The 15,011-nt window shown below is 59.3% G+C and carries 13 protein-coding genes; 9 read left to right on the plus strand and 4 right to left on the minus strand.

Annotated features, from left to right (window positions below; genetic code table 11):
* Window positions 1-123 precede the first annotated feature (123 nt).
* Window positions 124-996: a 16S rRNA (adenine(1518)-N(6)/adenine(1519)-N(6))-dimethyltransferase RsmA gene (rsmA, locus tag M2447_RS00660; protein WP_277556901.1), complete on the plus strand. Its 873-nt coding sequence runs from the start codon at window positions 124-126 to the stop codon at window positions 994-996.
* Window positions 997-1,078: 82 nt separating this feature from the next.
* A complete protein-coding gene (locus tag M2447_RS00665) occupies window positions 1,079-1,954 on the plus strand; it encodes a hypothetical protein (protein ID WP_277556902.1) in 876 nt (291 codons plus the stop codon).
* A 470-nt stretch (window positions 1,955-2,424) separates the two neighbouring features.
* On the opposite strand, the gene M2447_RS00670 is transcribed toward M2447_RS00665, so the two are convergent.
* Both M2447_RS00670 and M2447_RS00675 read right to left on the minus strand, forming a co-directional pair.
* The gene (locus M2447_RS00670; protein WP_277556903.1) at window positions 2,425-2,589 is read right to left on the minus strand and encodes a hypothetical protein; all 165 of its coding nucleotides are present in this window, start codon (window positions 2,587-2,589) and stop codon (window positions 2,425-2,427) included.
* 436 nt (window positions 2,590-3,025) lie between these two features.
* Window positions 3,026-4,687: a formate--tetrahydrofolate ligase gene (locus M2447_RS00675; protein WP_343215358.1), complete on the minus strand. Its 1,662-nt coding sequence runs from the start codon at window positions 4,685-4,687 to the stop codon at window positions 3,026-3,028.
* Window positions 4,688-4,764: 77 nt separating this feature from the next.
* Between M2447_RS00675 and M2447_RS00680 the strand changes: the two genes are divergently transcribed.
* From M2447_RS00680 to ahcY, 3 genes are all read left to right on the plus strand, one after another.
* Window positions 4,765-5,547, plus strand: a complete 783-nt coding sequence (locus tag M2447_RS00680; RefSeq protein WP_277556906.1) for a TIGR00282 family metallophosphoesterase — start codon at window positions 4,765-4,767, stop codon at window positions 5,545-5,547.
* Window positions 5,548-5,821: 274 nt separating this feature from the next.
* Window positions 5,822-6,994 carry a methionine adenosyltransferase gene (gene metK / locus M2447_RS00685; protein ID WP_277556908.1) on the plus strand — a complete coding sequence of 391 codons (1,173 nt, stop codon included), beginning with the start codon at window positions 5,822-5,824 and terminating at the stop codon, window positions 6,992-6,994.
* Between the two features lie 100 nt (window positions 6,995-7,094).
* Window positions 7,095-8,528 carry an adenosylhomocysteinase gene (gene ahcY / locus M2447_RS00690; protein WP_277508260.1) on the plus strand — a complete coding sequence of 478 codons (1,434 nt, stop codon included), beginning with the start codon at window positions 7,095-7,097 and terminating at the stop codon, window positions 8,526-8,528.
* A 519-nt stretch (window positions 8,529-9,047) separates the two neighbouring features.
* Here the strand turns inward: ahcY and M2447_RS00695 are convergent.
* Together M2447_RS00695 and M2447_RS00700 are read right to left on the minus strand one after the other, a co-directional pair.
* Window positions 9,048-9,437 (minus strand): helix-turn-helix domain-containing protein, encoded by a 390-nt coding sequence (locus M2447_RS00695; RefSeq protein WP_277556910.1) that lies wholly within the window; start codon window positions 9,435-9,437, stop codon window positions 9,048-9,050.
* A gap of 673 nt (window positions 9,438-10,110) precedes the next feature.
* Window positions 10,111-10,356 carry a hypothetical protein gene (locus M2447_RS00700; protein WP_277508265.1) on the minus strand — a complete coding sequence of 82 codons (246 nt, stop codon included), beginning with the start codon at window positions 10,354-10,356 and terminating at the stop codon, window positions 10,111-10,113.
* Between the two features lie 120 nt (window positions 10,357-10,476).
* Here M2447_RS00700 and cysS point away from each other — a divergent pair, with 120 nt between their 5' ends.
* The 4 genes from cysS to lpxA all read left to right on the plus strand — a co-directional run bounded on the left by cysS (window position 10,477) and on the right by lpxA (window position 14,781).
* Window positions 10,477-11,877: a cysteine--tRNA ligase gene (gene cysS / locus M2447_RS00705; protein ID WP_277556911.1), complete on the plus strand. Its 1,401-nt coding sequence runs from the start codon at window positions 10,477-10,479 to the stop codon at window positions 11,875-11,877.
* Between the two features lie 298 nt (window positions 11,878-12,175).
* A complete protein-coding gene (locus M2447_RS00710) occupies window positions 12,176-13,519 on the plus strand; it encodes a bifunctional UDP-3-O-[3-hydroxymyristoyl] N-acetylglucosamine deacetylase/3-hydroxyacyl-ACP dehydratase (protein ID WP_277556913.1) in 1,344 nt (447 codons plus the stop codon).
* A 72-nt stretch (window positions 13,520-13,591) separates the two neighbouring features.
* Window positions 13,592-13,921 carry a hypothetical protein gene (locus M2447_RS00715; protein WP_277556915.1) on the plus strand — a complete coding sequence of 110 codons (330 nt, stop codon included), beginning with the start codon at window positions 13,592-13,594 and terminating at the stop codon, window positions 13,919-13,921.
* 71 nt (window positions 13,922-13,992) lie between these two features.
* Window positions 13,993-14,781: an acyl-ACP--UDP-N-acetylglucosamine O-acyltransferase gene (gene lpxA / locus M2447_RS00720; RefSeq protein WP_277556917.1), complete on the plus strand. Its 789-nt coding sequence runs from the start codon at window positions 13,993-13,995 to the stop codon at window positions 14,779-14,781.
* The last annotated feature ends 230 nt before the right edge of the window (window positions 14,782-15,011 follow it).

Genomic DNA, 15,011 nt, shown 5'->3' on the forward strand with positions numbered 1-15,011 from the left:
GCGTGCAACACGCCGCGCACTCGGCCAACAATCACGCCCGTATTCTTTTTCGTTTTCGCAACCGCACGGCAGCGCGCAATCGTTCCGGGCGAAGCGACAATCCGCCAAATCCAAAATTCCCGCATGCCGCTCACACCCTCCGCCACACGCGAACTTCTCGCCTCGCTCGGCCACAACCCGAAGCGCTTTCTCGGGCAAAACTTCCTCGTTGACGGCAACATTGTGCGCAAATCCCTCGAACTCGCCCAAATCGCCCCGTCCGACACCGTCGTCGAAATCGGCCCCGGCCTCGGCACGCTCACCAACGCCCTGCTCGAAACCGGTGCTCACGTTTACGCAGTCGAAAAAGACACCACGCTCCACGCCCACCTCGCCTCCACGCTCGCCCCGAAACACCCCCAAACATTTCACCTCATCCACGGCGACGCCCTCGACCACCCCCTCGCCGGATTGGATTCAGCCCTTCAGCCCTTCAGCCATTCAGCCCCTTCCATCAAAGTCGTCGCCAACCTCCCCTACGCCATCTCAACCCCGTGGATGGATGCGATTCTTTCCGGCCCGCTGCCCGAACGCATGGTGCTCATGCTCCAGCAGGAGGCCGCGCAACGCTACACCGCCGGGCCCGGCACCAAACAATACAGCGCCATCTCCATCTTCCTTCAAAACGCCTACGACATCGCGCCCGGCCACAAAGTCTCCGCCGCCTGCTTTTATCCGCGTCCCGACATCGAGTCGTATCTGCTTCACCTCGTGCGCAAGCCACGCCCCTTTATTTTTGCGACTGAAACAAAAGCCGCCATTCGCGCCTGTTTCCAACAACGCCGCAAACAACTCGGCGCGCTGCTTCGCGACCGCCTGCCGGACGGCGCGCGCGGCGACTGGTTTGATTATCTCGCGACCGAGGGACAATTCACCCCCAAAAGCCGCCCCGAGGAAATCCCGCCCGAACTCTGGACTCATTTCCCCGCAAATCCGCCGCCGCAGACTCGCACTTGAAACTCCTCCGATTTTAAATCTATAAATGCGCCCTTATTTTCCGAAGCACCATAATCCCTCGTCCGGTCGCACACACACATACATGACATCCTACCTGAAAAAACTAACCGCCGTGCCGCCGGCCCTTTTTTCCCTGTTCGTTTTTGCCGCCGCGCCCGCGCTGCACGCGCAGGAGGCCGCCGCGCCCGGCATATTTGCAGATGGCCAGGAATATTACGGCGACGACGAGGAGTATCACATTTACGGATCCGTCGAGAACGACCAATACACCTCGTCCACCGGTTTTTTCCGCGTCACCATCCCCGTGCTCCCCGAGCTCGGCGGCCAGATAAACGACACGCCAAACACCGTCACCTTCCAGGATGACTACGGCGAGCACGCGACCATCGGCTGCTTTCGCATGAACGACGAGCTGCGCGCCGAGGAAACCAAGCGCGGACGCAAGGAATTCCTCGTGTGGTTTTTCCAGCAATTCATCCAGCGCGATTTCACCCGCAACGTCCCCGGCACCAGCACCGAGCCCAACGCCCGCTTCATCAACGGCACGCAAGGCGGCACGCTCTTCACGCAGCTGCTCCTTCCCAACGGCTCCGCATTTGCACACCGCGTTTTTGTGTTCCCGCCCAAGTCGGGTCACGTCGCCAAGCGCGGCAATTTCATCTTCATAAACAACGGCAACATCTACGTGATCAGCATCGAGCTCGCCGAGCGCATCTTCGAGCACAGCACTTACAACAAAACCGTCACCGAGGAGGAGGCCGTCCTTCGCAGGCGTCTCAACGACCTGCTCAACCGCATCACCTTCATGGAAGGCCCGGCAAACGCACCGGCGCCCGCCGGCAACATTCCCGCAACAGGCATCGCCCCCGCCCCTGCACCCGCGGCGACACCGTCGGAAATCCCCGCCATCACGCTCCCCTCTTCCGGGCCGTCATCCTCGGGCACCTCCCTCAAATAATAGTCCCCTTCTCCAAAGCCCTCCGAGGCTTCCTTTTGGTAATCGACTTCAACCAGTCAATCGCCCGCGCCACAACCTGCTTGCATTGTGCCAGCATACCCTTTCTCGCCGCGTTAGCCTGAAGCTTATCCCAAAATTTTTCATCATCAAAATACCGCCCGATAATATCGCTCGCCCATTCATCGCGCACCTCCGCTTCACTGTATCCACGCAAAAGCCTGTCCTTTCGATAAGCCTTCGGCATCGGAGCCACACCGTCCACTACATTTGCAAAATCACTCCAAAGCCGGCCGTTTTGAATCTTAAGCGGGTGCCAAGCTCATGCCCCATTAATACATTTTCAGGCGCGTCTGTCGCCGAGTTTATGAATATTGTATTTGGGCCGCTTGGCTCGATAAATGTCTTCAAGTTAGCCCGCTCACTTGAGCGGTAGAACACCACCTTCTTTTTGAAGGTGTTTTCCAACGCGCTTACGAAATCAGACCCGCGAGACGCCTCGACTCCAGCACCACCTTTCGCCAATATTCCTCCGGATTCTCCCTGTATTCCTTCAGGGATTGTTCGAACTCCTGAAGCTCCTCCGGCTTGTCCCTCAGCTCCGCGCGCATCGCCTCCACCCTCTCTGGATAGTCCATGTCGTGCACGATATCGCACGGCCCGCTCGCATGTGACAACACGGGCATTTTCTCCTGACAGGAGTCCTGCGAGCCTTGCGTTGAGTTCGTCTGTCCCGAGACCTGTTGCATCCACCCATTTCGATGCCTTCGGCGAACGCGGGGCAACATGATTTACGTCCGCATTGCCGCGTGAAGGCACGATATCCCCTCCGTCCTCTATATTTCCATCAAGCGCGCGCCGCGCCGAAAGCTCCGTGCCGCCTACTTGATCCCCGACAGCTCCCTGTCGATATTCGGGTTGAGCGAAAGGCAAATGGAGACGGGCCGAGTTTTGTTGATTTTCATTCTCCTCATGAGTTTTTAGCAGGAAAATAAGGACGCGGATTCAATGATTCGTTCGCGTTTATTGATTTACGCCCGGCAAACAGGCGCGCCGGAGAACTGGCGGACCGTGCTACGCGCCCGATATTCCCGTGATTTCGCCGTCGGGCGACACGTCGATTTTTTCGGCGCTCGGCACCCTGGGCAGTGCCGGCATGCGCATCATCCGGCCAGTGAGAGCCACGATAAATCCCGCGCCCGCCGCCAGCTCGAAATCGCGCACCGTGATGCGGAACCCGCGCGGACGTCCGAGCTTCTTCTCGTCATCGCTAATCGAGTTTTGCGTCTTCGCCATGCACACGGGCAGCCCGCCAAACCCCGCCGCCTCGAACAATGCAAGCCTGTGCTCCGCCTCGGGCAGGAAATCCACCCCGTCCGCGCCATAGATTCGCCGCGCAATCGCGCCGATTTTTTCACGCACCGGCATCGAATCCGCATAAACGAACTCCAGTGGCGAGAGGGTTTTCTCCGCCGCGGCGATTGATTCCACAACCGCGTTCGCCAGCTCCACCCCGCCCTCGCCTCCGCGCGCGAACACATCCGAGAGCGCGCACCCCGTGCCGTTCGCCGCGCAGAACTCGCGAACAACCGCAAACTCCTCCGGCGTGTCGACGGGAAAGCGATTGATCGCCACCGTCACCGGGCGCCCGAAGCTCCTCGCCGCGTCGAGATGCGCCGCGAGATTTTCAAGGCCCCGGGTGAGCGCCGCCACGTCCGGTTTCTCAAGATCGACAAGCGCCGCGCCGCCGTGCATCTTGAGCGCGCGAATCGTCGCCACGAGCACAATCGCGTCCGGCGCGAGTCCCGTCTGGCGGCATTTGATGTCGATGAATTTTTCCCCGCCGAGGTCGAACGCGAATCCGCACTCCGTCACCACGTAATCCGCGTGCGCAAGCGCCATGCGCGTCGCCAGCGCCGAGTTGCATCCGTGCGCGATATTCGCAAACGGCCCGCCGTGCACAAACGCGGGCACGCCCTCGGCTGTTTGCACGAGGTTCGGTTTTAGCGCGTCGCGCAACAGCGCGCACATCGCGCCCGTGACGCGAAACTCCGACGCGCGCACCGGCTCGCCCTCCGCGGTGAAACCGACAACAAGCCGGTCAATCCGCGCGCGCAAATCCGCCAGCGATTCCGACAGGCAAAGCACCGCCATGATTTCCGACGCAGCCGTGATGTCGAAGCCGCCCGCGCGCTCCGTCGCCGAGTCCACTCCCGTGCGAATCGAGCGCAGCGCGCGGTCATTGCAATCAAGCACTCGCTTCCAAAGCACGCCCTCCGGCGCGAGCCGTGTTTGTTTGAAATGAAGCTGGTTGTCGATCACCGCCGCGAGCAAATTGTGCGCCGATGTGATCGCGTGAAAATCCCCCGTGAAGTGCAGATTGATCTCGCGCGCCGGCTGCACCGTGCTGAGTCCGCCGCCCGCCGCGCCGCCCTTGCGCCCGAACACCGGCCCCATCGAGGGCTGCCTCAACGCCAGCGCGGCGGAGCGCCCGGTTTTTTTGATGCCCTGCGCGAGCCCGATCGACGTGACCGTCTTGCCCTCGCCCGCGGGGGTCGGCGTGATCGCCGAAACGAGGATAAGTTTCCCGTTTTTCGGACGGCGCGCCCGCGCCGCGTCGAGCGCCGCCAGAGAAACCTTCGCCTTGTCGTTGCCGTAAAGCGAGAGGTGGTCTTGGTTGATGCCGATTGAACGTGCGAGGTCGGTAATGGGAAGCATGGGTAAAATATTGGTTATTTTGCGGGGGAATCGGCGCAAATCGACTCAAATCGATTTGGATCGATTTGCGCCGATTCTCACGCAAGTTTTTCCCCATGTTAAAATTTCTCTTCATTGGTGACATCGTCGGAAAACCCGGGCGCGCAATTGTGATTGAAAAACTCGCCGCGCTGCGCGACGAGCGCGCCATCGACTTTGTCGTCGCCAACGCCGAGAACTCCGCCGCCGGCTCGGGCATCACGGGCGCAATCGCCAAAACGCTCCTCGCATCGGGCGTGGATGCCATCACGCTCGGCGACCATGTGTGGGATCAAAAAGGCTGGGAACACGACATCGGCGCGCTCGACCGCGTTTGCCGCCCCGCCAACCTTCCCGCCGCGTGCCCCGGACGCGAATACGTCATCCTCGAAGCCGGTGGTTTCCGCCTCGGCGTGACGACGATGCTTGGCCGCCAGTTCGTGGGAATGAAAGCCGAATGCCCGTTCCTCGGTGCCGAGCGCGTCCTGCGCGAGCTTGAGGACAAAACCGACGGTGTCTTTGTTGAAATCCATGCCGAGGCCACGTCCGAAAAACAAGCGATGGGCTGGCATCTCGACGGACGCGCCGTCGCCGTGCTCGGCACGCACACGCACGTCCCCACCGCCGACGCATCCGTGCTGCCCGGCGGCACCGCGTTCATGTGCGACGTGGGAATGACCGGCCCCTACGCGTCGGTGTTGGGCCGCGAAGTGAAACCGGTGCTCGGACGCTTCCTCGACGGCATGCCGCGCCGCTTCGAAGTGGCCGAGGGCGATGTGCGCATGTCAGCCGCGCTGGTGACATTCGACCCCGCGACCAAACGCGCGGTATCGTGCGAATTGATAACGGTGAAAAGCTAACCGGCGCGCATTCTCGAACCGCGCACGCGCTTCGAGCATCATCCGCTGTTTTTGTTTTTTGCATGGGATGGGTTCAACGCCATGCATGATTCGGTGTTTTTTACCGTCTTTGTTGTGGCGCGGCAAAAATGACAGTCCCGTTTTCAGCGAGTAAGATGACATGGGAAATTTCACTCATCAAAAACGCATCACGAAATCCGTATACGTTGATGCTATTGCCTTGCGCTCCCACGAAAACGCCCCACCCTCTTGCGCAACTTTTCTCCTTTTTATCATGGCTAAAACATTCGTATTCTCATCCGAGTCCGTTGGCGAGGGGCACCCCGACAAAGTCGCCGACTATATTTCCGACAGCGTCCTCGACGCCTGTCTCGCCCAGGACAAAACCTCCCGCGTCGCCTGCGAAACCATGGTCAAGTCCAACGTCGTCATCCTCGCCGGCGAGATCACCACCAAGGCCAGGCTCAACTACGAAACCATTGTCCGCGACGCCATCCGCGAAATCGGCTACACAAACAACGACGACGTCTTCCACGCCGACACCGTTTTCATCAACAACTACCTCACCAGCCAGTCGCCCGACATCGCCCAGGGCGTCGACAAACGCAAAGCCAAGGGCAAGAAAACCGCCGAGCAAGGCGCCGGCGACCAAGGCCTCATGTTCGGCTACGCGTGCGACGAGACACCCGAGCTCATGCCGCTCCCCATCATGCTCGCCCACCGCCTCGGACGCGAACTCACCAAAATCCGCAAAACCGGCGGCAAAAAATGGGCGTGGCTCCGCCCCGACGCCAAATCGCAAGTCTCCATCCGCTACGAAAACGACCGCCCCGTCGAAGTCGTCAACGTCGTCATCTCCACGCAGCACACCGCCGACGTCGAGCATGCGCAAATCGAGTCCGCCCTCATCGACAACGTCATCCGCAAAGTCATCCCCGCCGACCTCCTCAACGGCAACACCCAGTATCTCATCAACCCCACGGGCCGCTTTGTCGTCGGCGGCCCGCAAGGCGACTCCGGCCTCACCGGACGCAAAATCATCGTCGATTCCTACGGCGGCTGGGGCCGCCACGGCGGCGGCGCCTTCTCCGGCAAGGACCCCTCGAAAGTTGACCGCTCCGCCGCCTACATGGCGCGCTGGGCCGCCAAAAACATAGTCGCCGCCGGCCTCGCCAAATACGCCGAGCTCCAGCTCGCCTACGCCATCGGCTACCCGCACCCGGTCAGCGTGTTTGTTGACACCTTCGGCACCGGCAAAGTCGGGGACGAAAAAATCGCCCGCGCCGTCCAAAAAGTCTTCAGCTTCAAACCCGCCGACATCATCAAGCAACTCAACCTCCTGCGCCCGATCTACCGCGAGACAACCAACTACGGCCACTTCGGCAAAGCCGGCCTCCCGTGGGAGCAAACCAACAAAACCGCCGCCCTCCGCGCCGCCGTCAAATAAGTGAGTTTTGGATTTGGGGTTGCTCAAGCGTCATCCGGAAATCCTTCGGAGCGGTGGTTCCCAATCCAAAATCCAAAATCGAAAATCCAAAATAAAAATCATGTCCAAGCCCGCCTTCTCAATCACGTCCAAGTATCACGTCCGCGACATCGCGCTCGCCCCCTGGGGCCGCAAGGAAATCTCCGTCGCCGAGCACGAAATGCCCGGCCTCATGGCCATCCGCAAAAAATACGGCGCGTCCGCCAAAAAACCGCTCGCCGGCGTGCGCATCATGGGATCGCTCCACATGACGATCCAGACGGCCGTGCTCATCGAAACGCTCAAGCACCTCGGAGCCAGCGTTCGCTGGGCCTCGTGCAACATCTTCTCCACGCAAGACCACGCCGCCGCCGCCATCGCCAAAAGCGGCGTGCCCGTCTTCGCATGGAAAGGCGAAACCCTCGAGGACTACTGGGACTGCACCCTGCGCGCCATCACCTTCCCCGGCGGCAAGGGCCCGCAACTCATCGTCGATGACGGCGGCGACGCCACCCTCCTCATCCACAAAGGCTGCGAACTCGAGGAAGGCTCCGACTGGGTCAACACTCCCTCCGCCTCGCACGAGGAGCAAGTCATCAAAAACCTCCTCAAGCGCGTTCACAAAACGAACAAAAATTTCTGGCGCCCCATCGCCGCCGAATGGCGCGGCGTCTCCGAGGAAACCACCACCGGCGTGCACCGCCTCTACCAAATGCTCGACGCGAAAACACTCCGCGTCCCCGCCATCAACGTCAACGACTCGGTGACCAAGTCCAAGTTCGACAACCTCTACGGCTGCCGCGAATCCCTCGCCGACGGACTCAAGCGCGCCACCGACGTCATGATCGCCGGCAAAGTCGCCTGCGTGTGCGGCTACGGCGACGTCGGCAAAGGCTGCGCCCACTCCCTGCGCGGCTTCGGCGCGCGCGTCATCGTCACCGAAATCGACCCCATCAACGCCCTCCAGGCCGCGATGGAAGGCTTCGAGGTCAACACCACCGAAAGCACCCTCGGCACCGCCGACATCTACGTGACGACCACCGGCAACCGCGACGTCATCACGCTCGAGCACATGAAGCGGATGAAAGACCAGGCCATCGTCTGCAACATCGGCCACTTCGACAACGAAATCCAAGTCAGCCGCCTCTACGCCGAGAAAGGCGTGAAGCGCATCACCATCAAGCCGCAATACGACCAGTTCGTATTCCCGAATGGACGCAGCATCTATCTCCTCGCCGAAGGCCGCCTCGTGAACCTCGGCTGCGCGACCGGCCACCCGAGCTTCGTGATGTCAAACAGCTTCACAAACCAGACGCTCGCGCAAATCGACCTCTGGCAAAACCGCGACCGTTACGAAGTCGGAGTGTATCGCCTGCCGAAGCACCTCGACGAGGAAGTCGCGCGCCTGCACCTGGAAAAAATCGGCGTCAAGCTCACCAAGCTCACCAAGCAACAAGCCGCCTACCTCGGCGTCCCGGTGAACGGCCCCTACAAACCGGAGCACTACCGGTATTGAGCACCATCGACTTGAATTAAAACGAAAACGCGGGAACTCCCGCGTTTTTTTATTCCCCTTGCCCGGCACTGTATATGCGATCACCGAGCAACCGTGATTTGAATATGCCCGCATGTCCGAACTCGCTGAATCTCGCATCACTTGAAGTCTAAAACAACCCTTCGCACTTAATACGGAAATAATAAAAATTCAGGTATTTTTTTGCATATCAAAATTTTCCATTACTGTCTCAATTTTTAATGCCACGCCAGCCCCTCCCTTTGATGTTCGCATGGCCCACATCCCCACAACTCTCACGCGTTTCCCTTACCGGTAATATTTGCAGCCGCAAACGCCATCCGCGCGACTATGGGACAAATGGCGCAGGGGCATTTCATGCCAAACCACATCCAATACGCTCCCGCATTTGTCAATTGCCACCCCCTTATCTTTTCAAAGCAAAGAGACCCGGCCCCGCAAAAAAACCCCCGGAAAAACCGGGGGCTTTGTGATTGTTTATAGCAACTGGATGCCAGGATATTAGCGGCGCTTTTTGACGAGGCCGAATTCCTTCTTGATATTCTGAACGCTCGGGAGCGAGATACCAAGGCTCTTGGCGATTTCGGCGCCAGTCTTGCCATCGGCAACCAGGGCCTTCACTTGATCCTTCACCTCGGGCGTGATGCGGGCGCGCTTGCCCTTCTTGCCTTTTTTGGCCTTGGGAGCCTTGGCGGCCTTCGCACCCTTGGCGGGACGTCCGGGCTTCTTGGAGCCGACGGCGCGCTTGAGCGCCTTGATAAAGGAATCAATGTCATTGAATCCATAAGCCGCGGGCAGGCTTGCGAGTTTCCCCTGAATCTTCTGAAACTTCTCAAGTTCCGCCAGCTTTGCTTTTGTTACTGCAATTTCGTTTTTGATGTCGTTTGCCATACGAACGCCAATAGAGTAATATGTTTTTTCTCATGCAAGCATTATTATCCAATTTATATGCTACTATGCGTTTTTACCGAGCCCCAATAAACAGGCGGGGAGGCATGCGGAAAATCATACTCCGGATTTGTCACAATCTAAAAAACAACACCCATCCACCCGCATAAGAATTTCGCAATCACTTGTTTTGCAACAAATTGACAAATCATAAAACCCCTCCCGCGCATTATTTTCATCATCGAAAACAATGTTCATTTTTCGCCGCCCGGGCGCGGAAGAACATGCCGGAAATGTCGGTTAAAAATACACAATTTTTTCGCAAAACCCACAGTGCGGCGGGGAAAAAACATACCTTTGGCGCGACACGAAGCCGCGTTCTGCCGCCCGTAATTCTTGGCGGGGCCGGCAAGCGCGCCCAGCCCGCTAACGGCCAAAGCCAGTCCGCATGCAGTATAGCTTAAGAATATTTTTAGGGGAAAAGCCAATGAAGCCCGTTTAATTTTCCCCGATGGTAGCGGTGTGATGAATAAGTATTGGAACACTAAATCCTTTATTTGTCCGAATGATTGTCCGGCAAAAGGCCTGTAAACACACACGGGACGCACGCACGCCCCGTTCGAAACACGTCCTTAAGAAAATTCCTTTTGTTTTTAGAATGCCACCGAATAGGTCATCATGACGCTGTGCTCGATGATCGGGATTCCGCCGCCGATGGCGCTTTTTTCTTTTCGTTAAATACATCGTTCATATTGAGCTTTATTTTTTGCCGAAGCACCGCGGAGGTCGCCGGCCGGAAAGCGGGATGGTCGTGGCGGGCGGCGTGGTCGATGAACACCGGCGGCGTTGTGCGCAAGGTCGGCTTGTAAGCGAACTGCGGGGTGCGCAGCCGTTGCGAGTCCTGATAAAAACTTGCTGGCAATTAGTAACCGTGCCCCCCCGCCAGCCCGATGCCCCGGGTCAACATGTCTATGGGTCTTTCTGGCAGGCTCGAATTTCTGCTTTCTTAATTCTTAATTCTTAATTCTTAATTCATCCCCTCATGCCTATTCGTCTTCACGACTCGCTCACACGCACCGCGCTTCCGCTCGCGCCCGGCCAGCCCGACGGCGTTTTCCGTTTCTACAACTGCGGCCCCACGGTTTACGCGCCCGCGCACATCGGCAACTTCCGCACCTTTGTCGTCAACGACCTCATCCGCCGCCTGCTCGAACTCGAATTCGGCGCCGACAAAGTCCGCCACGTCCGCAACATCACCGACGTTGACGACAAAACCATCCGCCGCTCGCGCGAGGAAAACCGCACGCTCGCCGAGGTCACCCGCCAGTGGACGGAAAAATTTCACGCCGACTGCGACGCGCTCAACTGCCTGCGGCCGCACGACGAGCCCCGCGCCACCGACCCGCGCTACATGAGCGAGCAAGTCAACATGATCGACGTGCTCCTCGAAAAAGGAAACGCCTACGTCGCGCCCGACGGCTCCGTGTATTTCAAAGTCTCCTCCTATCCCGCCTACGGCGCGCTCTCCCGCGTCAAGGAGCGCGAGCTCAAGCCCGGCTCCGCCCTCGCCGGCAAGCCCGGGGCCTCCGCAGCCGACGCCGACGAAAAGGAGGACGGCTCCGACTTCGCCCTCTGGAAGGCGCACAAGCCCGAGGACGGCCCCAACCAGTGGCCCGGCCCGCGCAACGCCGCCGCCGGGCGCCCCGGCTGGCACATCGAATGCAGCGCCATGAGCAAGGCGATCCTCGGCCCGACCATCGACCTGCACACCGGCGGCGTCGATCTGCTCTTCCCGCATCACGAAAACGAAATCGCGCAAAGCCAGTGCTGCAACGACCGGACCTTTTCGCGCCACTGGTATCACAGCGAGCACCTCCTCGTTGACGGCAAAAAAATGAGCAAGTCGCTCGGCAACCTCTACACGCTCGACCAGCTCGCCGCGATGGGCCACACGCCGATGGCGCTCCGCTACGCGCTCCTCGCCGGGCATCCGCGCAAACAACTCAACTTCACACTCGACTCGCTCCACGCCGCCGAAAAAGCGCTCGCCACCTTCCGCGCCTTCGCCGCCGCGCTTCCGCCCTCCGGTGGCGACGACACCGTGCTCGATCCGTTTTTCGCCGCCCTGCACGACGACCTCAACACACCCGCCGCCCTCGGCGCGCTCTTCACGCTCGTCAACCGCGGCCCCGCCGAATCGAAACTCGACGCGCCGGTTTTCGCGCGCGCCATGTTCGCCCTCGGCCTGAAACTCGACGCACCCGTCGCGCCAAAAGCCGAGGCTCCCGCCGATGTGACCGCGCTCGCCGAGCAACGCTGGGCCGCGAAAAAAGCGAAGGATTTCGCCGCCGCCGACCGCCTCCGCGGAGAAATCGCCGGCAAAGGCTGGACGATGCTCGACGGCAAGGACGGATACAAACTGGAACCGATAAAGGGAGCCTGAGAAGGTTTTAATAATCCTCAGATGACGCCGATTTTCACAGATGCAAACCTCCGCATCTGTGAAAATCTGTGACATCTGTGGGTTAGCCCTTCTTCTCCGCCCCGGTTTTCGCCCACTCAATTCACGGGGAGTATTTTTTGCAACGCGATCAGTCGGACGGCCCCACCCTTCCCCGTCCTGCGCCCCGCCGCATTGCAATACTTTCGCATATTGCCCCGTCCGTCCCGCCCAATCTCCGCGCTTGCGCAAAGCTCATTGTTTTTAAAGCTTCTTCCTTTTTACAACGTTCAACCGACCAATGAAACAACGCACTCTCGCTCGGGAAGTCACCATACAAGGCAAAGCGCTCCACACGGGCGAAGAAGTCACCATGACCATGCGGCCCGCGCCCGCAAACCACGGCATCGTCTTCAAGCGCGTCGACCTGCCCGGCAGCCCCGAGCTCCGCCCCCGCGTTGACCAAATCTCCGATCTCGTCCGCGCCACCACCATCCAGGTCGGCCACGCCAAGCTCCACACCGTCGAGCACATCCTCTCCGCCCTCACCGGCTGCGGCATCGACAACGTCCTCATCGAGATCAACGCCTCCGAACCCCCGATCATGGACGGCTCCGCGCGCCCCTTCGTCAACATGATCCTCCAGGCCGAGCCCGTCGAGCAGGACAAGGACCGCGAATACTTCACGCTCGACGCCCCCGTCTCCGTCTCGCGCGGCAACTCCACCATCATCGCCCTCCCCGCCGACGAACTCAAAATCTCCTGCACCTCGGCCGACGACCGCGGCATCCACACCCAACACCTCTCGATCTCGATCGACCCCGACATTTACATGTCGCAGATCGCCGCCGCGCGCACCTTCACCATCTACGAGGACATCGAGGAACTCCTCAAGCTCGGCAAAATCAAGGGCGGCACCCTCGACTGCGCCGTTGTCATCAAGGGCGACAAAATCCTCTCCAAGGAGGGCCTGCGCTTCAACGACGAGTTCGTGCGCCACAAGATCCTCGACATCGTCGGCGACATCACGCTCCTCGGCATGCCCCTCAAGGCGCACATCATCGCCACGCGCCCCGGCCACGCCATCAACGCCGACCTCACCAAGGCCCTCTACGAAAAACTCCTCGAGCGCAAAAAGAAGCCCGCGAAAAAGAAGGCCGCCCGCGCCGACACGCTCCGCCCCAACGAAACCTCGCTCGACATCAAGCGCATCCTCGAAATGATGCCGCACCGCTACCCCTTCGTGATGGTTGACCGCGTCATCGAATTCATCGGCGACAACGAGCTCGTCGCCATCAAAAACGTCTCCATCAACGAACCCTATTTCCAGGGCCACTATCCCGAGGAGCCCCTCATGCCCGGCGTGCTCCAGCTCGAAGCCATGGCGCAAGCCTCCGGCCTGCTCCTCCTGCGCGGCATAAGCGTTGACGGGCGCACCCCGTTTTTCATGAGCGCCGACAAGATCAAATTCCGCCGCCCCGTGCGCCCCGGCGACCAGCTCACCATCAACGCCAAGCTCACTAAAATCCGCGCCAACAAACTCGCCGTCGCCGAGGCCACCTGCACCGTCGGCGGCAACGTCGTGTCGAGCGCCGAGCTCATGTTCACCCTCGTTGACGCCGCCGGAAACATGGGCGGCTCGTGACAAATCCAGATTAACCCCCAGCCGAAAATGAAATGCCTATTGAGCAATCTATTTTGCGCATTCTGGCTATTCGTGCTTTTGTGCCCAAAGGCATTGTTTCGTGCTCTCGAAAGCGCCATACTTCTGCTCATTACCGTGGATGTCGCTTTGCTTGGTATGTTGTTTGCTATTTTTTTCGACTGGCGAAAAAAGAAAGCGAGCGGCTTGGTTTTATTATCTCTTACAGTGGTATTGATTTCCCATGTTCTATTGCCGCCACTCGAAGGCAGTGTTTTTTATATCGTGGCGGTGGCACCGATTGCAGTTTTCATTGGTTCCAGTTTGGTTTCATTTACTTTGAAGATGAAAGTGCCTCCATCGCAGTCAGGGCTGACGCAGAAAAACGACGATTCTGCAATTTAATCGTGCAACCATTCGTAACGGCTACCTGACAACGATCAATATTCCGCAATTTCAAAACTAAATTTTTCCACATGCCTACTCTCATCCACCCCAGCGCGGTCGTCGAACCCGGCGCGCAACTCGGCGACGGCGTTGAAATCGGTCCCTTTGCCTACATCGGCGCGCAAGTCCGCCTCGGCGACGGCACCCGCGTGCGGCACCACGGCACCGTCGAGGGCAACACGCACCTCGGCAAAAACTGCGACGTCTTCCCCTACGCCTACATCGGCGCCAAGACGCAGGACCTCAAATACAAGGGCGGCAACCCCGGCGTGCGCATCGGAGACGGCAACACCTTCCGCGAATTCGTCTCCGTCCACGGAGGCACCAACGACGGCGAGCACACCATTCTCGGCAACAACAACCTCGTCCTCTGCTACGCGCACATCGCGCACGACTGCGTGCTCGGCAACAACATCATCATGAGCGGCTACGCCGGCCTTGCCGGCCACGTCACGGTCGAGGACCACGTCGTCTTCGGGGCCAACTCCGGCGTGCACCAATTCTGCCGCATCGGCGCGTATGTCATGCTCGGCGGCTATTCAAAAATCGTGCAGGACATCGCGCCCTTCATGATTGCCGACGGCAACCCCGCGGTCATCCGCACGATCAACAAAATCGGCCTTGAGCGCAACGGCTTCACGCCCGGGCAAATCGAGCGCGTGAAACAAGCCTACCGCATCCTCTTCCGCGACGGACTGAACCGCACCCAGGCGATGGAAAAACTCACCGCCCACGAGCACGCCCAAACCCCCGAGTTCCAGCGCATCATGACCTTCGCCGGAACCAGCGATCGCGGCCTCGCGCCGGGGGCGGCTTAAACGCCTCCATCAAAAATGGGCTCCAGAATATGAGCCAAAAAACGGCGCGATTATTTTTTCGCAGCCACATGGATCATTAAAAGAACAACATGCCCCTCAAACCACAGGCACTCATTTATGAAGTTGATGCTGTGCATGCATCAAAAGTCGAGCGACTGTCCATCAGTATTTCTGCTCCATATGAAGACGGCAAAGGTGACTGGGCCTGTTTGTTTGAGATTCGTGGAATT

Origin of the sequence: Ereboglobus sp. PH5-10 (genome assembly GCF_029504735.1) — a bacterium.
GTDB lineage: Bacteria > Verrucomicrobiota > Verrucomicrobiia > Opitutales > Opitutaceae > Ereboglobus.